At 37.2% G+C, this 21638-nt stretch carries 20 protein-coding genes; 4 read left to right on the forward strand and 16 right to left on the reverse strand.

The features are described 5' to 3' along the window. The first annotated feature begins 122 nt into the window (after window positions 1-122). A complete protein-coding gene (locus L6W14_RS20845; protein ID WP_131520892.1) occupies window positions 123-1283 on the forward strand; it encodes a class I SAM-dependent methyltransferase in 1161 nt (386 codons plus the stop codon). A gap of 62 nt (window positions 1284-1345) precedes the next feature. Here L6W14_RS20845 and L6W14_RS20850 read toward each other — a convergent pair whose 3' ends face one another. Together L6W14_RS20850 and L6W14_RS20855 are read right to left on the reverse strand one after the other, a co-directional pair. Continuing rightward, window positions 1346-2665, reverse strand: coding sequence for an ABC transporter permease (locus tag L6W14_RS20850; RefSeq protein ID WP_131520893.1), 1320 nt, complete (start codon window positions 2663-2665; stop codon window positions 1346-1348). Window position 2666: 1 nt separating this feature from the next. Then, entirely contained in the window at window positions 2667-3353 is a 687-nt protein-coding gene (locus L6W14_RS20855; RefSeq protein ID WP_048394180.1) for an ABC transporter ATP-binding protein, read from the reverse strand. 425 nt (window positions 3354-3778) lie between these two features. Between L6W14_RS20855 and L6W14_RS20860 the strand changes: the two genes are divergently transcribed. From L6W14_RS20860 to L6W14_RS20870, 3 genes are all read left to right on the forward strand, one after another. Next, entirely contained in the window at window positions 3779-4399 is a 621-nt protein-coding gene (locus L6W14_RS20860; RefSeq protein WP_004231927.1) for a DUF47 domain-containing protein, read from the forward strand. Window positions 4400-4420: 21 nt separating this feature from the next. Then, window positions 4421-5437 carry an inorganic phosphate transporter gene (locus L6W14_RS20865; RefSeq protein WP_004231925.1) on the forward strand — a complete coding sequence of 339 codons (1017 nt, stop codon included), beginning with the start codon at window positions 4421-4423 and terminating at the stop codon, window positions 5435-5437. A 105-nt stretch (window positions 5438-5542) separates the two neighbouring features. Then, complete coding sequence (locus tag L6W14_RS20870) at window positions 5543-7654, forward strand: MMPL family transporter (protein ID WP_131520895.1); 2112 nt, start codon at window positions 5543-5545, stop codon at window positions 7652-7654. Between the two features lie 44 nt (window positions 7655-7698). On the opposite strand, the gene L6W14_RS20875 is transcribed toward L6W14_RS20870, so the two are convergent. The 14 genes from L6W14_RS20875 to L6W14_RS20940 form a co-directional block, all read right to left on the reverse strand. Then, complete coding sequence (locus L6W14_RS20875; RefSeq protein ID WP_131520896.1) at window positions 7699-8307, reverse strand: alpha/beta hydrolase; 609 nt, start codon at window positions 8305-8307, stop codon at window positions 7699-7701. A 17-nt stretch (window positions 8308-8324) separates the two neighbouring features. Beyond that, window positions 8325-8516: a hypothetical protein gene (locus L6W14_RS20880; RefSeq protein WP_004231917.1), complete on the reverse strand. Its 192-nt coding sequence runs from the start codon at window positions 8514-8516 to the stop codon at window positions 8325-8327. Window positions 8517-8538: 22 nt separating this feature from the next. Beyond that, entirely contained in the window at window positions 8539-9003 is a 465-nt protein-coding gene (locus tag L6W14_RS20885; RefSeq protein WP_004231915.1) for a hypothetical protein, read from the reverse strand. Window positions 9004-9137: 134 nt separating this feature from the next. Next, window positions 9138-9761, reverse strand: coding sequence for an NUDIX hydrolase (locus L6W14_RS20890; RefSeq protein ID WP_131520898.1), 624 nt, complete (start codon window positions 9759-9761; stop codon window positions 9138-9140). Between the two features lie 11 nt (window positions 9762-9772). Further along, window positions 9773-10864 (reverse strand): AI-2E family transporter, encoded by a 1092-nt coding sequence (locus tag L6W14_RS20895; RefSeq protein WP_131520899.1) that lies wholly within the window; start codon window positions 10862-10864, stop codon window positions 9773-9775. Between the two features lie 165 nt (window positions 10865-11029). Beyond that, complete coding sequence (locus L6W14_RS20900) at window positions 11030-12727, reverse strand: M3 family oligoendopeptidase (protein ID WP_131520900.1); 1698 nt, start codon at window positions 12725-12727, stop codon at window positions 11030-11032. 141 nt (window positions 12728-12868) lie between these two features. Then, window positions 12869-13429, reverse strand: coding sequence for a YdcF family protein (locus L6W14_RS20905; protein WP_237901018.1), 561 nt, complete (start codon window positions 13427-13429; stop codon window positions 12869-12871). A gap of 90 nt (window positions 13430-13519) precedes the next feature. Further along, entirely contained in the window at window positions 13520-15262 is a 1743-nt protein-coding gene (locus L6W14_RS20910) for a methyl-accepting chemotaxis protein (RefSeq protein WP_237898808.1), read from the reverse strand. A 224-nt stretch (window positions 15263-15486) separates the two neighbouring features. Further along, window positions 15487-17235 (reverse strand): methyl-accepting chemotaxis protein, encoded by a 1749-nt coding sequence (locus tag L6W14_RS20915; protein ID WP_237898809.1) that lies wholly within the window; start codon window positions 17233-17235, stop codon window positions 15487-15489. A gap of 82 nt (window positions 17236-17317) precedes the next feature. Then, window positions 17318-18613 (reverse strand): arsenic transporter, encoded by a 1296-nt coding sequence (locus L6W14_RS20920; protein ID WP_131520903.1) that lies wholly within the window; start codon window positions 18611-18613, stop codon window positions 17318-17320. 64 nt (window positions 18614-18677) lie between these two features. After that, complete coding sequence (locus L6W14_RS20925; RefSeq protein WP_237898810.1) at window positions 18678-19397, reverse strand: YebC/PmpR family DNA-binding transcriptional regulator; 720 nt, start codon at window positions 19395-19397, stop codon at window positions 18678-18680. A gap of 201 nt (window positions 19398-19598) precedes the next feature. Then, window positions 19599-20060, reverse strand: coding sequence for a low molecular weight protein-tyrosine-phosphatase (locus L6W14_RS20930; protein WP_131520905.1), 462 nt, complete (start codon window positions 20058-20060; stop codon window positions 19599-19601). A 60-nt stretch (window positions 20061-20120) separates the two neighbouring features. Continuing rightward, entirely contained in the window at window positions 20121-20723 is a 603-nt protein-coding gene (locus L6W14_RS20935) for a lysophospholipid acyltransferase family protein (protein WP_048394163.1), read from the reverse strand. A 79-nt stretch (window positions 20724-20802) separates the two neighbouring features. Beyond that, window positions 20803-21636, reverse strand: a complete 834-nt coding sequence (locus L6W14_RS20940; RefSeq protein WP_237898811.1) for a putative RNA methyltransferase — start codon at window positions 21634-21636, stop codon at window positions 20803-20805. Window positions 21637-21638: the final 2 nt, after the last annotated feature.

Raw genomic sequence — 21638 nt, forward strand, 5'->3', positions numbered from 1 at the left:
ATTCCACCTATAAATACTCGGAATTTTTATTAAATTTATTCCGAATACCCAAGATGCCATTGTCTTTTATAAAATGTGTTAAACTAGTGCCATCTATAACACAATAAAGTAGGCGAAAATGTATGACATTTGAAGAAATGAAAGCTCTGCTCACTGAGCAAATTTTGCAACAAAAGCTTGTGACAGCTACAATCAGTCAACCACGTATGAAATCAAATGAAATAAAACGTATAAAATTAAAACCATTAATGTTAAAAAATCAGTACCATATACAAATTGAATACCAATATGAACGGATTTTAAAACATGAAAATATTCTATTGGCTCGTTTACCTTCCAAGCTTGACGCGTTTTTTGAGGAGTATCGTCAAGCTCATATTGATTTCGTAGATGAAACGGTACAAGTACAATTATCAAAAAAGAACAAAGTCCTTTGGAAATCAGATAAAACAGCTTCACCTAAACAAGTCCATCTAAGCCATAATCGTAAAAAAAATTATTTACTATCTGATGATCAACCCTATCCATTTTTAATTCGACTGGGGGTACAAACAGAAGAAGGAAAGGTTAAGAAACAAAAGTATGATAAATTTAAACAGATTAACCGCTTCATTGAATTTATTGATGATGCCTTAACCTATTTACCTCAGGATCGACAGGTGAGGATTTTAGATTTTGGTTCAGGTAAATCCTACTTAACCTTTGCTTTGTATCATTATTTAAAAATTGAAAAAGGCTTAGACATTCGTGTTACTGGTTTAGATTTAAAAAAAGAGGTTATTGAAGAGTGCTCAAGAATAGCACAGGATCTAGGCTATGATCAGCTAGAATTTCTTGTAGGAGATATCAATGATTATAATGATGAAAGTGCTGTGGATATGGTGGTGACACTCCATGCATGTGATGTAGCGACAGATATGGCCTTGGCTCGTGCTGTGAAATGGGGAGCAAGTGTCATTCTAAGTGTGCCTTGCTGTCAGCATGAGTTAAATCGTCAACTAAATACACCTGCTCTCGATATTATGTTGCAACATGGACTTGTTCGAGAGCGATTTGCGGCACTTGCTACAGATGCTATTCGAGCTGAAATTTTATCGCTTGTTGGCTATGAGGCACAGCTTTTAGAGTTTATCGATATGGAGAATACACCTAAAAACATATTAATTCGAGCCTATCAAACAGGTAAAAAACCAAATGAAGAGCAACGTGCCAGCTATGATGCCTTCTTAAAATTATTGAATGCAACACCATTTTTAGCGAATGAGTTAAAAGAGTATTTATAACATACAGATGTACTTCAATCCAAATAAAAGGCGATCCAATGTTGATTGGACCGCCTTTTTTATTATAACTCTTGTCGTAAAGCTTGAATAACGTCGATTTTTGTTGCTTTACGTGCTGGGCGATAACCTGAAATCATCGCTACGCCAACACTAATGGCTGCTGCAATAATGACTAGTTGCCATGGAATAAGAGAAAATGTTATATCATTTGTTGCGAAAGCTTCCTCCCCTGTTGCCGCCTTAAGAATTAATGGTAATGCTGCATTAGCTGCAAAGCTAATAGCATACGAGATGACAACCGCAATTAGCGTACCAAAAATGCCGATAAATGTGCTCTCCATTAAAAATAATCGTTGAATAAGCTTTGGACTTGCCCCAATTGCCTTTAACACACCAATTTCACGTGTTCGCTCTGTGACAGCCATTGTCATTGTATTAAAAATACCAATGGAAGCAATCAACACAGCAATTGTGCCAACAAAGATTAAGCCAATTTTTAATACAAGGAAAAATACATTCATTTGATCTAGTTGCTCTGTTACTGAATATACGCTATAGCCCTTATCTTTTAACTTCTCTAAAATCGGCTTTACGTTTTCTAAAGTATCCGCAAAAATATTAAATTCAGAGTAAAACAGCTCATTCTCTGCCATGTTATTAGTTGTAGATAAATTTTCAACTAATACTGCCTTTTGCGCTTTATCCATATGAATAGCGTTATCAACCATCCAATCATAAGAAGGTTTCTCCATTACGCCAACAATTGTATAGCTCATTTTTTGTGTTTCATTATTTGTACCCGTGTGAGGAACTAACGACAGGTCTATGTTTTTTCCAATTAATGATTCTTTATAGCCCTCTTCACTACCATCATAATACGTACCCTCTGCTTCAGCCTTTTTACTTTTTTCCGCAATGACATCACGTTCTGTGTCATTCAATAATGTTTGAGCAAAATGATAGCCTACAACAATTTCATTAGATTTTGTTGGATAACGCCCTTTTGCAAGCTTTCCATTTACCTGTTCAAAGTCCTGCATATCTGACAATATTAAATTAGAAGTTGTATCACGATCTTCAAAAAATGATTGTGCGGAAGCATTGACACTAATTGTTTCAAGCACTGTTTCTACATGTTCCATTTTTTTAATTTCTTGTACTTGTTCTTCAGTTAATTGCTTATCGCCATATACTTGAATTTTTGTAACTGTTTCGTTTGATAGAATTTCATTGCGTAAAGATTCCTGTAAACCAAAACCAACGGATGCTAGCACGATTAGAAAGGCACAGCCCATCGTTGCAGCTAGTATCGTCATAAACACACGCAGCTTATTTTTCTTGATATGCTGTGTTACAAAATCTAATTGATCCTTAAATAACATGTTAAGCTTCCTCCTTTACAAGTTCTCCATCGTACATGCGGAAGCGTCTATGTGCGATCGTAGCTACTTCTTCATCGTGCGTGATAATGACAAAAGTTAGCCCTAATTCACGATTTAAACTTTGAATAAGCAATAAGATATCCTGCTCGGTTTCTGAATCGAGACTCCCTGTTGGCTCATCAGCAAGTAATATAGGCGGATTCGTAATAAGGGCTCGTGCAATGCTGACACGCTGTTGCTGTCCACCTGACAATTCATTGGGATAATGGTCTGCTACTTCTGTCAAACCAACCTTGTCCATTAATTTCTTTACTTTTTCTTTGCGCATAGCCTTACGCAAACCCTGTAGCTTTAAAGGTAATTCGATATTTTCAAAAGCAGTTAAGCCAGGCATCAATTGAAAGTTTTGAAAAATAAAACCAAATTGACGTAAACGGAAGGCAGCACTTTCTGTTTCAGTTAGATGGGCTGTTTCCTTTCCATTTACTTTAATAGAGCCCTGTTCAGCCTTCATAAAACCAGCTAGAACTTGTAATAAGGTCGATTTTCCTGAGCCACTTTTACCTACAATGGCAACAATTTCTCCTTTATGGACCTCGAAGTTCACACCTTTCAATACCGGCACTTGCTTTTCCTTCCCTCGTTTTCCAATTAAAAATGTATGTTGTAAGTTTTCAACCTGAATCATTAGTTAATAAACGCTCCTTTCCTATTCATTTTCCATTGTAGTAAACAATTCTTAATAAAGAGGGAGGATAAAAATGAAGATATTCTTAAGAATAAGAAGGTACTCTTCTGGTTATCAAATGAATTTACAATACCTTTACAATTCGAATGCGCTATTTTTATTACCTTCTATTATCTTTCATGTCTTAATCTGTACTAATAAGTCAGCGTAATAGGATAATTGCCCATTATAACAAGGTTTTATCTGTACTCATAAAAATAAATACAGTTGGATTACCTCACATTTTGTGAACGAATTGTATATTACAGCAATGTAAATTTTCGTGTCGATTAGTAAATTTTTATGTAGATAAATTAAAGATTTTGTTATGATAGTAAAGTTTAGAGGTCGATTAATTTATTTATATCCAGGAGGATTCGATTCACATGCTTAACTCAAAAAAACAAGACCCTTTCTTTATTGCATTGCATAAAATTGCTGAAAATATGAGAGAGGCTGTACATTACGCAAATGATTTTCGTATTAACAGTGTAGCTGACCTAAAAGAGATTAGCATTACAATGAAAAATTATGAAACTGCTGGTGATAAGCTTATTCATGAACTGATTGTCATGTTAAACAAATCATTCATGACACCTATTGAACGTGAGGATATTTTAGAGCTCGCCATTCGTATGGATGATGTATTAGATGGAACAGAACACTGTATTGCACACTTTGAAATGTTTTCGCTCACTGAGATTGATGAATCTATGCGCATTTTCTTAGGGTTTATTTCAAAAAGTGCTGATGAAATAGTCAAAGCGACAGAAGAGTTAAAGAAAAAGAATCTAATTGGCATGCGTCCACACGCAATTCTTATTAAAGACTATGAACGTGAATGTGATGAGGTACAACGTACTTCTATTAAGAAGTTATTTTTAAATGAAAAGGATCCAATCCGCCTCATTAAATTTAAGGATATTTATGAACAACTTGAAGATATCGCTGATCATTGTCAAAACGTAGCAAATACTATGGAAACAATTATCATGCGTAACGCATAATTAGGAGATGGGCACTTTACAATGAACACAATCATTATCTTAACCGTACTGGTCGTCATCTTTGCCCTAACATTTGACTTTATCAATGGCTTCCATGATACAGCAAATGCTATTGCAACTTCGGTTTCTACTAGAGCTTTGCCGCCACGCACGGCAATCATCATGGCGGCAACTATGAACTTTATTGGCGCTATCACCTTTGTAGGGGTTGCAAAAGCTCTAACAAAAGATATTGTAGATCCTTTTGCATTAAATGCTTTTGAAGGAGACACAACTGGCTCAGTCGTTATTTTAGCTGCATTAATTTCAGCCATAATTTGGAATTTACTGACATGGTATTTCGGTATACCGTCAAGTTCTTCACACACATTAATTGGGTCTATTGCCGGTGCTGCAATCGCATCCGCTGGTTTTAATGTGTTAAACTATGGCGGCTTTACTAAAATCATCATGGCTTTAGTATTTTCACCTTTACTTGCTATTTGTGCAGGCTTTATTATGATGACTCTTTTTAAATTATGGTTTAAAAATTTAAATTTATATCGGACGAATAAGGGTTTCCGTACAATGCAAATTTTTACTGCTGCCATCCAATCGTTCACCCATGGTACAAATGATGCGCAAAAAGCGATGGGGATTATGACAATGGCGTTAATCGCTGGTGGCTTGCACACTGGAGATGAAATACCTTTCTGGGTGCGTGCTGCTGCAGCTACAGCAATGGGGCTAGGTACCTCAATTGGTGGTTATAAAATCATTAAAACGGTAGGCGGTAAGATTATGAAAATCCGCCCTGTTAATGGTGTTGCGGCAGATTTAGCATCTGCTACTGTTATTTTTGGCGCTACGCTAATCCACTTACCAGTATCAACAACACATGTCATTTCTTCGTCCATTATGGGTGTCGGTTCAGCACAGCGTGTGCGTGGTGTAAACTGGGGTATGGCTCGAAAGATTGTTACTACTTGGGTGATTACAATGCCAATTTCTGCCGTTATGGCATCTGTTATTTATTTCATATTATCATTATTCTTTTAATAGTAAGACTCCTGTCCAAAAAGTGGATGGGAGTCTTTACTTTGTCACACGACAAAATGTGACACATCCTTTACACTAATTGAAAAGGGGGATGTATAAACAACTATGAAAACTTTTTCAGCTTTTATTACAGCACATGCGAAAGCAATCGTAGTCATATGGCTTATTATTTTTCTAGCAATGGCGTACTTTGCTTTACAGCTTCCAGGCAAACTTCAAGGTGATGGTTTCTTTGTCGAAGCAGATCATACCTATGTTACCAACGAGCTAGCAGAAAAATTTGATTTACCATCTAATACGATTTTGGTTGTCTTTGATCCAGCTGATGATCAGAAAATTGAAGACACTTTAAAAAAATTAGATAGCATAAAAGAGATTCATTCTATTCAATCACCTTTAGAAGACTCCTCTTTACGGAAAGATGGTATTGCCTATGCGATGGTTCACATAAAGAACGATGTAGAAAACCTTCCTGACATTGTTGAGGAATGCCGTTCATTAATTGAAAAAGACGGCATTAGTATCACTGGAGGGCCTGTTATATCTGCTGACATAAATACTGCTAGTCAAAAGGATTTGGCATCAGCTGAGGCCATTGGATTGCCAATTGCCATCGTGGTTCTCTTATTAGCGTTCGGTACAGTTGTTGCTTCTATTTTGCCAATCGTCATTGGTGTTGTGACAGTGGTTACCGCCTTTGGTATGATGACGCTGCTCAGTGCTAATGTCAATCTATCTATTTTCGTCTTAAATATTGTTCCAATGCTTGGGCTGGCTTTAAGTATTGATTTTGCGTTGCTGTTTATTAATCGTTACCGAGAAGAACGCACACATACTTCTATTGCTCAAGCCATTCAAACTGCTATTCAGACAGCAGGTCGTTCTATCATTTTCTCCGCAGTCTGTGTCATGATTGGCTTAGGTGCTATGATTGTCATTGATGTAGAAATTTTTCATAATATCGCCCTAGGAGGCACTATAGTCGTCCTGTTAGCCGTTCTTTCTGGCTTAACATTACTTCCTGCCACTATGATGCTATTAGGAGATAGACTTAATAAATGGCGCTTAATACGCGTTAAACCAGGTGGGGCAAATCGTTGGCGTGGCTTTGCAGGTTTTGTCATGAAGCATCCAGTAGCTATAGTGATTTCAGCATTATTATTACTAGGCATCGGCATGATCCCTTTAAAGGATATCCAATTAACCATTCCACAGGTGGACTCCTTACCTACGAAATATGATGCTCGTGCAGCATACGATAAATTAGATGAAACGTTTGGACTAGCTGAATCCTCTACATTGTATTTGTTGGCTGAACGAAAAGATGGCTGGGAGGATACTGAGGGTAGAGAGCTAATTTATACGATTCAAGAAAAGCTATTAAAGGACCCATTAGTGACTAATGTTTCAACTATTTATACAGCTGCTAACATTCAAACACCAGAGGAGCTTTCTGCTTCTTTAGCTATTCCACAGGTTGCTGAACAATTAAAACCTGTTATTAATTCATTTTCAAAGGATACACAGCTATTTGTTCCAATTACAATTGATGCAGCAGGTTCTTCCTCTACAGCTCAAAAATTTGCCCGAACATGGATGGACAAAGACCTGGGCGTGGATTTTGCACTTGGTGGACCAGCTAAATTCAACCAAGAAATCTTTGATGAAATTGCTAATAAAATTGTTTTAGCTATAGCAATTATTATCGTTTCTACATTCTTTATTTTAATGTTGGCATTCCGTTCTATTTTAATTCCGTTAAAGGCAATAATCATGAACATTATTGGGCTTTCATCTGCATTCGGTATACTCGTTTATATTTTCCAATATGGTCATTTTGGTATTGAAGCAAGCTCCATTGTGCTAATCATTCCAGTTATTGTTTTTTGTCTTGTATTTGGCTTAAGTATGGACTACGAAGTCTTTTTAATTTCTCGTATCCAAGAGGAATATTTAAAGGGCTCCGATAATACGCGCGCAACAATTGATGGCTTAACATCCACTAGCCGAATAATTACGTCGGCAGCGCTTATCATGATTGTTATTACAGGTGCATTTGCCTTCACAGATGTAATGCCTGTGAAGCAAATTGGTGTGGGTATTGCTATTGCTGTTGCCATTGATGCAACGATTATTCGTCTTATGCTTGTACCTAGTCTTATGAAGCTGTTTGGTGATTGGAACTGGTGGCTTCCTTTCTCAAAGAAAAGTAAATAACATAAAGAAAATCCACCTCCTTTAAAAGGAGGTGGATTTTCCAATTAAGCGTAAATGCTTTTATACCATTCTTTTGCTGCTTGTACTTCAGGCATTGTTAGTTGATGACCAAAATTAAACCATTTCGTCGTTACTTTGGCACCTGCAGCACTTAAAAGGGTTTCTAAATCCTCAGACTCCTGTGCTGTACACATCGGATCATTCGTACCAGCACCGATAAACACAGGTGTTGGAGAAAGTTGCGGTAATTCAATACCACGTCTTGGTACCATTGGGTGATGCAAAATAGCTCCTGCTAACGCATCATCATAGTGGAATAATAAGCTTGCTGCAATATTAGCACCATTCGAATACCCTATTGCTACAATTCGTTGGCGATCAAAGCCATATTGCTGTGCTGACGTCTCCAAAAATTCATGAAGCTCCTTTGTACGAAAGATTAAATCCTCCATATCAAAGACACCTTCGGCTAATCGGCGGAAAAATCGTGGCATTCCATGCTCAAGTACATTTCCGCGAACACTTAAAATATTGGCTGTTTCATCTATTTCTTTTGCTAGCCCAATAAGACTTTCCTCATTACCACCTGTACCATGTAGCAATAATAAAGTCGGTTTTGTTTCGTCTGTACCTTTATAATAAATATGTTGCACTGACAGTCACCTCTCAATTATCTTGAATTCGAGATAATTGTAGCCTGTGGCAAAATTAAATTCAAGCTCTTTGACTTATTAATTTCACGATTTTCACGATTAGGCTGTTCTTCGTGATTTTTATAAAAATTAGTAATGGTATAAACTGAAAATAAACATGCCGCAATCACAACAACAATAACAATTCCCACTAATTTTTTTCCGTTCATCTATCATGATCCCCCGTATAACTTATTTCTTTGTACGAAAGCCTTCTTCTAGTAAATATTCCTTTGCTGCCTCATACGTACCAAATGCCTCTTCTAGATTGTCTCCATGATACACGTTCCACGAACGTTGCTCAAAAGCTAGCTGTAACTGACTACCATCGCGACTATGCCAAATCTCTACAATTGGCTCCTGCTCTTCTACTTCTTCAGATAAATATTGGATTGCGTCTTCAATAATTTCACGAAGTTGTTGTTCATCGTAATCGCGGATATTTACTAATCCTTTATCATTAGCCTCATTCTCATAGCGTAATAAATCTCCTACAAAGACAAAGCCATTGCCGTTTGGATGTAATTTCTCAACTACAATCGTCTTTTCGTAAAGACTGTCCATGTAATGATAATTTAGGCGCTTTAAAGAAATTTCTTTTTTTGTTAGCTCAGAAAACGATTCAATAATCGCTTGTTTTTGTTCAAATGTTAGCATATAAAAAATGCTCCTTTTCTTTACAATCTATCTAACAGTATAACTCATTTTTTCCTATTATATCGTGTCGTTTCTAAATCATTTTTGCGCAAGAAAATAGGACAAGCTAATATTATAGCTTATCCTATTTAAACTTATGAGGTTTGATTAACTATTTTTTCACGTGTGAATTTTATCACCTGTGCAACATACAATTCCCGATAAGGAACAAATTGTGCAGTACCTACTGGTCTGACAATTCTCACACGTTGACCATCAGGGAAATATTCATACCCTTCAATATTAAGTGTCGTCGTTTCTCCCAAGAAGAAAGCCTCCGCCTCATCTAGCTTCGCTCTAACTACACCCGATACTTCTTCATACTGCAAAGCAAAGGAATCCCAATCATGCTTGAAAGGATATATGTAGACATGGCAAAATTCATTGTCGATCATATTTTCAGAAACGATACTACAAGATGTCATACCCATTTTGACAACCTCATGGACATCAATATTAAGGCCCAATTCTTCTCTTACTTCTCGAATGCCTGACTCTACTGTCTCAATCGCTAAAAGATGTCCTGCTGCTGTAATATCGAGTAACCCTGGATAATCCTTTTTCTGTGAACTACGTACTTGAAAATAAATATAGTCTTCATTTACAAGCCAGCAATGAAAAGTCTCATGCCAAAGCCCCTTTTCATGCACTTCCGCTCTCGTAGCTGTCCCAATTTGCTCATGCTGTTCATTAAATACCTTTACAATTTCTTGTTCCATTGTTTCGACTCCTATACTGACTTCGTCGCTTTTTTCTTAATTGCATTACGTTGATCATAAATATTGGATACGATAACCTTTAAGACTGCATAAAATGGTACAGCGATAATAATACCAATAAAACCTGCTATATTACCTGCCGCTAAAATAATTGTAATAACGGTAAGGGGGTGGATATCAAGTGATTTCCCCATGACATTAGGTGTAATAAAGTTGCTGTCTATTTGCTGAGCAACCAGCGTCACAACCGAAACCCACACCACTAAAATTGGATCTTGAATAACTGCCACAATCAGGGCTGGCGCAAAGGCAATCCAAGGCCCGATAAATGGAATCATATTCATAAAGAATGCAAAAATCACTAGTAATAACGAATAGTCTAATCCGATAATTAAATAGCCTACATACATTATTAGTGCTAATAAAAAACTAATTTGCAGTTGGCCCTGAATGTAGGTACGTAATACATCATCAATTTCACTTAACGTTTTCTTTACCCATTGCTGACGTTCACCACTGAAATATTTATAGATGGATGGAGCAAACTTCTCATGATCCTTCAGCATAAAAATAAAGAAGAACGGAATTAAAATGGCTAATAACGACACAGATACAATGGATTGTAAAAAGGACACAAAACCTTTACTCGCCACTACTGCAATATCTTGTACCGAATTCGCCATTTTTTCGATAACATCATTTAATTGCTCAGGGAAGTTATCCTTATTTTGCGTTACATAGTCTGTTAATTGCTGGATGCTCGTACTAATACTCGTACTAATCATAGGGGCATTCTTCACTAATTTATTGACCTGCTCGGCAATTGGGTTACCAATAATCCAGCCAAAAATACCTACCATTGCTATTAGTCCGAACAAAATCGTCAATATACTTCCCCATCGAGGAAATCTACGTTTTTCTAAAAATCTCTGAATTGGCTCCGTCACATAATAGAGAACACCACCAAGTAGTAAAGGCACAAAAATCGCTTTTAATATGATGACAAGCGGTGAAAAAATCCAATGAATTTCTATAAAATATTTAATGATTAGTAGTGTAAGTAGTATCCCTACTCCTACTTGAAACCAAACTTTCCTTGTCACTTTCTTTCACTTCCTTTAATAGCAGTTACTGAAAATACTACTGATATATTAACCATTTCGCAAGTATCCTAGTATTTTTTTACAGAACTCCTCTGACAAACTAAAAAATTCGCTCACTTCCACAATACTAGTTATCGTGGAAGTGAAACGAATTTAAGTCATCAATTATAGAGAAGAATCATCAATGGAATTTAAGAATGTCTCAATTTCTCCAATAACCGATTCAACACAGCCATCCTCAAATGGCGAGATTAAACCTGCCTCTTTTACAAGCTTTGTAAAGGACATAGAGCCACCTAAACCACAAAGATGAATATAGTCTTTCCAAGCCGCTTCAAATTCTTCACGTGAACGTTTCCAGAATTGGAAGGCACAAATTTGCGCTAACGTGTAATCAATGTAGTAGAACGGACTTGCATAGATGTGAGCCTGACGTTGCCAAATGCCCCCAGCCTCTAGGTAGCTGTTATGATCATAGTCACGGTGTGGTAAATACGTTTCCTCAATTTTTTTCCATGCAGCTTTACGTTCAGCAGGAGTCATTGTTGGATTTTCATAAATAACATGCTGGAACTCATCTACTGCCACACCATATGGTAAGAATAAAAGACCACTACTTAAATGTGTAAATTTATATTTCTCTGTATCACCTTCAAAGAACAGCTCCATCCAAGGCCATGTGAAAAATTCCATACTCATCGAGTGAATTTCACAAGACTCGTAGGTAGGCCATAAATACTCAGGAATGCCAATGTTACGGCTTGAATAAACTTGGAAAGCATGTCCAGCTTCATGTGTTAATACATCGATATCACCTGAAGTACCATTAAAATTTGAGAAAATGAATGGGGAATGATAGTTTTCAATAAACGTACAATAACCGCCACTTTCTTTCCCTTTCTTCGCTACAAGATCCATTAAGTCATGGTCAATCATGAAATTAAAGAATTCTCCTGTCTCAGGTGAAAGCTCCTCATACATTTTTTTACCGTTTGCTACAATCCACTCAGGATTCCCTTTTGGTGTAGCATTACCTGATAAGAAGTTAAGTGCTTCATCATAAAATTTGAAATCTTCAATGCCAATTCGCTTTGCCTGACGCTCGTAAAGCTTCGTTGCAACAGGCACAATTAAATCACGTACCTGATCACGGAATTTTTTAACCATATCAGCATTGTAATCAATCCGATTCATACGAATATAGCCTAGTTCAACATAGTTGTTATAGCCAAGTTTAATCGCAATGTCATGGCGTACCTTGACAAGTTCATCATATAAACGATCGAATTCATCTTCATGCTGTGCAAAGAAGCCAAAGCGAGCATCCGTTGCTGCCTTACGTGTTTCTCGATCCGTTGACTCTGCAAACGGACCAAGTTGAGCGAGCGTTAATGTTTCTCCATTAAAGTCAATTTGTGCAGATGCAACAAGCTTATTGTACTCAGAAACAAGTCTGTTTTCCTTTTGCATCAAATCAATAACTTCTGGTGAGAAGCCTTTAATTTGATAAGTTGCTAGATCAAATAATTGCTGACCCCATTTTTCTTCTAATTGCTCACGAAATGGTGAATCAATTAAAGCTTTATAGTATTCCGTCGTTACTTCTTCTAGCTCAGGACCTACTTCATCGAAATAATCACGTTCTGCTTGATAAAATTCATCATTCGTATCGATTGAAGCACGAATATATACTAAATTAGCCATTGTCGCAAAGTCATTACTAATTGCATTGTGCTTTTCAATGATATTACTTTGCTCGTCCATGGATTGTGCTTGTTTAAATTGCTCAATGAGTGCTAATTGCTGCTCTTTCATCGATGCCACATTTGGACGGCTGTACTGATATTCTTTAAACGTTGTCATTAAAGTCCCCTCTTTCTGTCCTATACCCCGTAATATTTCTATTATATGCCAAATAGAATCTATTAAGAAACAATTATCTCTTTTCTGTTGAAATGATTTTTATGAGAAAGAAGCAGTTCCTAAATCTAATGGCGTTGTTGTTTAATAGCCCACAATATATGTTTTTAATAACGCAGCTCTTTCTCTTATTCTTAATTTTGCTTCTACTGATTTTGGGGTTCTTGCTGATAGGACATCTACTTCAAAATCTAAAGTTTCAGCAAGATATTTTGCACGTTTTAAATGAAAGTCATTTGAAACGATGGTAATTTTCTTTGTCTCTTTTGGTAATAATTCTTTAGAGAATACTAAATTTTCATAAGTAGATGTAGATTGATCTTCTATGATAATTCTCGTGGCATCAATGCCATGCTGTTCCAAATAGTCTTGCATTACAGCTGCCTCTGTACGATCTTCATCTGGCCCTTGTCCGCCTGACACAATGACCTTAACATGTGGGTATTTTGTTAAGTATGGAACAGCCACCTCTAATCTACTTTTTAATGAAAGCGATGGTACACCACCTGGCCTTACTTTTGCTCCCAATATAATCATATAATCAGCTGAACCATCAGCATTCGGTTCCATACCCTGATCAATTTCTTTCCCAAGCCAAATATAAAGAACGATTCCACTACCGATTAAAATAACACCAACTGTCATCAACCACCTTCTCACAAATCATTCCTCCTTTACCTTTTATTAACGATGATAAAAAGAAAAGGATGCTTGTTAACCAAGCACCCTGAAATATTATCTCAATATAAATCGTTTAATAGACTCCTGTAAGGCAGATATTTCATCGGTTAAATCATTGGAAGATTCGCTAACCAGTTGTATTGCGCGTTGTTGCTCATCTACAGATGCTGTTACCTCTTCAGATGCAGCAGCATTCTTTTCACTAATCATCGCAATGCTTTCAATCGATTGCATAATCGTATTCTTAGAGCTATTTAAATATTCTACACTATCTGTCGTATCGCCTATAATGGCTATAATTTTTTCAACAGCTAATTTAATTTCTGTAAAGGATGATTCTGTTACCATGACAGAATCATTTTGTTGACTTACAATGATATGGGTTTTCTGCATTTCACCATTGACTAAGTTTGTTTCACTTTCAATGCCTTTTAGCGTTGTGCGTACTAGCTCAGTTGCTACAGAGGTTTGATCAGCAAGTTTACGTACCTCTTCCGCGACAACTGCGAATCCTTTACCATGTTCACCCGCTCTTGCTGCTTCAATAGAGGCGTTAAGTGCAAGTAAATTCGTTTGATCTGAAATCTCCGTAATCGTGCCCACGATGCCTTCAATTTCACGTACCTTGACAATTAAGCTACCAAATACAGACTGAATATTCTGAACGAGATTTGAAGACTCTCTCGACTTATCCTTTAAGCTTTCTAGATTAACTAGGCCTTCTTCATTTGATTTTTTCATATGCTGTGAGGCATCTAACATTAATTCATTTTTATCATGCAATCCTTCAATTTGGTGCGCAAATTCGATAGCCGTTCGGTTTGTATCCTCTGCATCAGATGCTTGCTTGACTGCACCCTTGGATACTTCATTGATTGCTTTGACGATTTCATCCCCATAGGCATTTGTCTCTTCAGCTACTGCGGTTAAGTTGGCTGATGTTGATTGTATTTCTACAATCGCTTCCTCCACATCTGAAATAAGTGTTTTAAGTTGATGTACCATTTCATTAAAGCCATCATTTAACTGTCCTATTTCATCCGAGCGCTGTAAATGCTCAATTTCAACCGTTAAATTCCCTTTTGCTACTTCACGTACACGTTTAGATAATTTTTGAACTGGTAATGCCAGATGTCTTGATACAAGAATGACAACGATTGTCCCAATAATGATGGCACCTACTAATGTCAAACCAATTACTAGCAATAAAGAATTCGCCTCTGCATTAAAATCCTGCATATATGTACCTGATGCAATAATCCATCCCCAATATGGATCTTTCTCAGAATAAATAATTTTATCGGCTAAGACATCCTGACCTGGTAGTTCAAATTCATATTGTGTAAAGCCACCCCCATCAAGTGCCTTTTCAGTTACTTCTCGAATAAAGTAATTGCCACTGCTATCTTGGTCATTCCAAAGATTATCTCCTTCTCGTGTTGGATGTGTTGTTAATGTTCCCTTATCATCCAACACATAGATATAGCCATATTCCCCTAAATCACCAGGATAATTAATTGGCCGTTTTCCTTCGCTATCTTTCGGACCAAGAAATGCTTCTCGTACTCGCTCCTGTGCAACCTCTAAGGAAATGTCGCCCTTTTCAACACTCTCGTTTGCGAGCTCGATTAATTGCAAAGCAGATTCAACACTATTGTAAAGTACCTGCTCTCCTATATCCTCCATTCCATTCTTAGCCTTACCATAACTAACTATACCAATTATTAAACTTGGAATAATTAGTAATGCCAATGAAATAATAATCAATTTCCCCTGTATTGAACGTAAAAACTTCATACTTTAGCCCCCCTATTTTCTTCGTTCAACAATATATTACTTTATATTATGTTATGGTTTGAAAGTTTTCACAATGGGTAAAGCACAAATTATTTTCTTATTTCCCTTAATATGGTTTGTTTTCATGCCTTTATGCTAATCTCCAGTTAAATTTTAAATGCCAAAAATAAAAAGAACTATTTCTCCACAAGACATAAGCTTATAGAGAAATAGTTCTAAACTAATCATAATTTAAATGTATTAATCGTTTCTATAACCTCTTTCGATGTTTGATCTAATATTGTTACAACTTCATTTAATTCAGAAACCATCGTTACTTGTAAATCTGAGGCAGTTGCTACTTCCTTTGTTCCTAGGACACTATGCTTCGCAATAGCATTCATCTGTTCGGTAGTAGCTAATACTTCCTCAGAGCCTGCCGACATTTCTTCAATGACAGCAGAGTCATCTTGAATTTTATTATTCACCTCAAGGACAGATTGCAATATTTTCTCTAGACTTTCACCTATGTGTTGCACTGCTTTATTGCCTGCCTGTACATCTATGGTACTACTAGCCATCTCTTGTAACGCTCGATCAGTAATTTTCTTAAAGCTTTCTAAATGCATGTGTATTTCGTCAGCAGATGCTTTAGACATCTCTGCAAGTTTACGAACTTCATCTGCCACGACCGCAAATCCTTTACCAGCTTCTCCTGCTCTAGCTGCTTCTATTGCAGCGTTTAAAGCTAGTAGGTTGGTTTGATCCGCAATACTCGTAATGATGGTCACCATCTCTTCAATTGAGCGGAACTTATCACCCATTTCCTCGACATGATTAGCCGTACGTAAAACAGAAGATTCTACGTTTTGAATTTGAGATACAACTTCTTGAGAATGACTAACACCTGTTTCCACAAGTCCCGTCATTGCTGATGATGACTCCGCAATTTCTGAAGTTGTATCAGCCAGTCGTTGAATACCTATTGACATCTCATTCATCGTTAATACAACCTCTTGATTATTTTGCTGCTGTTGCTCACTACCAGCAGCAATTTCAATAATTCGATCTGCAATTTGAGCGTTTGATTCTTCCACATGCTGAGAAGTCTCATCAATTTTTTGAACAACATTTTGTAAAGCAAATGTGCGTTGTTGAATCGTATGGAAAGTTTCTTTTAATTTTTGTAGTGATTCTCTGAAGGATTGTGCAAATATTGTAATTTCATTTGCTCCTTTTAGCTGGATTTTCTCCACTGCTATCGTTGCCTTAGCAATATCACCTTGAGCAAAACTTTGTGCTGCATCACCTAAATGTGCAAGGGGTTTTAACGCTCCATTAATATAACGATATAGGATGAACATAACAATACCTGTTAAAGCTAAGATGACAATAATTAATGCAGGTAAAATAGCCGTTAATACGGCATTCGCAACATTGCTTACCTCTGTTGCTTCTATATCGACCCCAACAAAGGCAACAGTATTCCCTGCCTCATCCTTTAATGGAACAGTACCAGATAAATAATCTCCAAAATCACTATGTAAAATAGCGGAATAATAACTTCCTGTATTCTTTACCTTTTCAATATCCTTGTAGTATGTGGTGGAGGACTCATCTCCTATAGCTCCAGCATTTTCTTGATCATCTGCTGGCATACCGTCCACTAAAAAACGTACCTTTTTATCTTCCTGTGGTACTGCGAAAGTATAGGCATAGAGAACACCATTTATTTCACGTAATTCGTTGAGCTCTTCTCGAAGTCGCCAATATAACTCAGATTCTTTTGGTTCCTTTGAGAGTTGCTCATATTCAGCAGCATTTAGATGTTTTGCAATATTCTCAGCAACTGCAACTGCCTGTGTTCCCATGGTTTTATTAACAGATGATTTTGCTGTGTAGATTGTTGTTATAACGAAAAAAGATAACAAAGCCACTAACATTACTAATGACATTAACACTATTTTATTGCTTAATTTGCCTGTCGCTCGCATACGTTCCTCCTTTAATATATTGATATACTAATATCTTAATAGTTCCTATTGTACTATTTTTTTAACTATTTCGACAATAAATCTATGATATTAAGCATATCCAAATAATTAATGCAATTAAAGTGGCGAACAGTGTCGGAATGGTAAGAATAACACCAATTTTAAAATATTGTCCCCAGCTAATTTTAATGCCTTTCTGGGCTAATATATGAAGCCATAGCAATGTTGCCAGTGAGCCAATCGGTGTCATTTTTGGGCCTAAATTCGTACCAATTATATTTGCATATATCAGTCCCTCTTTCATCATGCCCGATGCGCTTGTTTCTGAAATCGCCAAAGCATCTATCATAACAGTAGGTAAATTGTTCATGACAGCAGACAAAATGGCAGCAACAAATCCCATCGTCATCGTTGCTACTACGAAGCCCTGCTGTATAGCTAGTTCTAATAAATTTGCTAACATTCCTGTCATCCCTACATTTTTTAACCCATAGACAACCACATACATGCCAATTGAGAAAAACACAATATTCCACGGCGCTCCTTTTACAACTCTTATTGTATCTACCACAGAGCTACGCTGTGCTAGCCATAAGAATATTGCAGCGACCCCACATAAAATAAAAGATACAGGGATGTGTAAAACCTCACCAGCTACAAAGCCCACTAATAGAATCCCAATTACATACCAAGCGATCGAAAATAATTTGGGATCTCGGATTGCCTGACTTGGTTGCTCAACTGCCTCAAGAGAATAATGTTGTGGTATGGAACGGCGAAAAACAATGTAAAGCACTACTATACTTGCCACTAACGAAAAGAAATTCGGTACAAGCATATGAACTGCATAATCTATAAAGCCTATATCGAAAAAGTCAGCTGATACGATATTCGTTAAATTGCTAATAACGAACGGTAACGAGGTTGTATCTGCTATAAATCCACTTGCAATAATAAATGGAAAGATCATTTTTTCACTCAAGTTCAGTTTTCTCACCATCGCTAAAACGATTGGCGTTAGAATTAAAGCACCCCCATCGTTCGCAAACAAAGCCGATACAACAGCTCCAAGGCAACTAATATAAACAAATAAGCGAATTCCACTTCCCTTTGCAAGTCGTGCCATATGTAGAGCCGCCCATTCGAAAAAGCCAATTTCATCTAAAATGAGTGAAATTAAAATAATACCAATAAATGATAGCGTTGCATTCCAAACAATCCCCGTTACCTCTAACACATCATGCCAGGTTACTACACCTATTACTAGCGCAATAGCTGCTCCTATACAGGCTGACCAGCCAATTGATAGTTTTCGTGGTTGCACGATGACAAAAAATAATGTGACTAAAAATAAAATAATGGCTAAAGCAGTCTGCATCTTTTCCTCCCTAATTAAAAACCAGTAGCTTAAATGCTACTGGTTTACTCATTTTGTTAATGGTTTATTCGCCTAAATCTGCGTTGTGGAAAACATTTTGTACATCTTCTAAATCTTCTAATGCATCAATTAGTTTTTCAAACTTCGCTACATCGTCGCCAGTTAAAGTCACTTCTGTTTGAGGCAACATAGAAAGCTCTGCTACTGTAAATTCTTCTACACCCGCAGCCTTTAATGCTTCTTGTGTCGCAAAGAATTGGTCTGGCTCTGCATAAATAATTACCGCTTCATCCTCTTCTAGAATATCACGAGCATCTATATCAGCTTCCATTAAAATCTCTAGTACTTCATCAGCCGTTTTACCCTCTAAGCCAATAACCGCTGTTGAATCGAACATATAAGCTACAGATCCACTGACACCCATATTGCCGTTATTTTTACCAAATGCTGCACGTACATCAGATGCTGTACGATTTACATTGTTTGTTAAAGCATCCACGATAATCATTGTGCCGGCTGGTCCAAAGCCTTCATAACGTAATTCATCAAAGCTTTCATCACCGCCACCTTTTGCTTTATCAATGGCTTTTTCTATAATATGTTTTGGAACACTGTATGTTTTTGCGCGTTCAAGCACTACTTTAAGTGCACGGTTTGACTCTGGATCTGGTTCGCCTGATTTAGCTGCCACATAAATTTCTCGCCCAAATTTTGCATTAATACGGCTTGTGCTTTGATCTTTAGACGCTTTCTTTTCTTTAATATTGTTCCACTTACGACCCATTGTTTCCACTCTCTTTCAAAAGATAAATTTATAAAAATAATAGATACACAGTTGTATATCTGTAAATGGTAATTAAATACTTATCGTATCTTTACTCTGCAAATAATAACACAATGATGCTTACAAAGCTAGATATACCAATGTTTAAGGTAGTATTTTTCTAAAAAAACGGCTGTTAAAATTTACGATTTTAGCGCCATCTTACAACAGCTCTTGTTTAATTTTTGCTAGCAATGCCTGACAACCTTCTTGCACCAATTCATAGGTTTCCTGAAAATCACCTGTATAATAAGGATCCGGGACATCCTTGCGATGTGCTGTTAAATCTAAAAACCGAAAAATCTTTGGCGAGTTTGGATTGCCTAGTATTGTGCGGATATTACGAATATTGCTTTCATCCATTCCAATAATATAAGCAAACTTTTCAAAATCAGACTTTTGTAATTGTCGACCTTGCATATCTATTGTAGAAATACCATATTCCCTAAGCTTATCCTGTGTACCCCTATGTGGAGGTTCGCCAATATGCCATGAGCTAGTAGCAGCGGAATCCACTTCAATCTTATCTTCTAAATGCTCTTTCTTCACCATGTCGCGCATGACCGCCTCAGCCATGGGTGAGCGACAGATATTACCTAAACATACGAAAAGTACTCGAATCATTTTATTTTCCTCCTACAACAAAGCACTCAAAATCAATTTGATTCTGAGTGCCCTTTGCTTTTATTTTACGGGAATACGTTTCTGTAGTTCTTCTGTTAAAGCAACTAATTCATGCTCAAGGTGTTGAGTAAACTGCTCACGGCCTTCTTTACCCTTGCCTGTTACATAAAATGGCTCACCATAAATTAAATAGCCCTTACCTCGCTTCATTACATCACCCACATTACGTGCACCAACATAAGCAGCTGGAACAATTTGCGCCTTTGCCAACTGTGCGATGGTAATAGCCCCTTGTTTTAAATCTGTTCCTTCTGCACTACGAGTCCCAGAGGGGAAAATCCCAACAATTTTACCTTCCTTCAATAACTGCGAAGGAATTTTAATCACGCTTGGTCCAGGATTATCACGGTCTACCGGAAAAGCATTTAAATGCTTAACAAGCCAGCCAAGCCCTTTCATTTCAAATAATTGCTTCTTCGCCATAAAGTGAATTTCACGAGGGTACATGGCTACACCAAGGTTTAAAATATCAACATAGCCGGTATGTGTACAAGCTATAATAAACCCACCCTCTTTCGGCAAGTTTTCTTCTCCGTATACACGAGCCTTTGAACCCATTAATTTTAATATTACTTTGACAACATTTGCTGCTAGTTTATACACTGTTACATTCCTACCTTATTCAATAGTTATTCCCATTGTAATCGAAAAGACCAGTATACTGCAATTGCTGGTGACCAACTTAAACCTTCCCTACTAATAGATCCACATCAATCGTGATTTCATTTAGTTCAACGGCTGTTTGTTCTGCTTTATGCCAACCCATTGGTGTCATTTCTAATAGCGCGGGTACTAGCTCTTCCGAAAGCGGTAAAGTATAAGTTACACGTTCTACGTTTACCTCACGAAAACTATCTTGAAAACGAGCTACAATTTGTTCATTAGAGTAAGTTTCCTTGTTTGAATCTGCATATAATTGAGCACGCAGTTCCCTCAAATAACCACTTTGCGGTACAACCTTCACAAGACAGCCATTCGGTGTAAGAAGTCGTTTAAACTCCTCATAATTTGCTGGTGATAGTATATTTAAAATGGCATCGAAACTCGCTTGAGCAAATGGACTTTTAGCTAAATCCCCTACACACCAAATTTGTTGAGGATAATGACGTGCTGCAGCCAAAATGCCCTCCTTCGCTATGTCAATTCCAACGCCAATACCATGATCTCTATCATTCATAATGCGAGCTAAATGTGAGCCCTCTCCACAACCAGTATCGAGCACCGTTTTTGCAGAGCTAATAAGCTCACCGATTCGGGCTTCTACAGCATCATAAATCCCACTATCAATAACAGACTTGCGGGATTCAAAAAGGCCCTTACTATATTTAGAAGCGGCGTTATGTGTCAGCATATTGACATAGCCTTGTTTCGCAATATCAAAGGAATGGTTAGAAGTACAAACCAATCTCCCCTGCTCATAGACATGCATTGATTGCTGACAGATTGGACAAGCAAAAAGGGTGATATGTTGATCCATTAATGCCGCCCCGATCGCACGTTTCGATAATGCGCCCATTT

Origin of the sequence: Lysinibacillus sp. ACHW1.5 (assembly GCF_022014815.1) — a bacterium.
Lineage (GTDB): Bacteria > Bacillota > Bacilli > Bacillales_A > Planococcaceae > Lysinibacillus > Lysinibacillus capsici.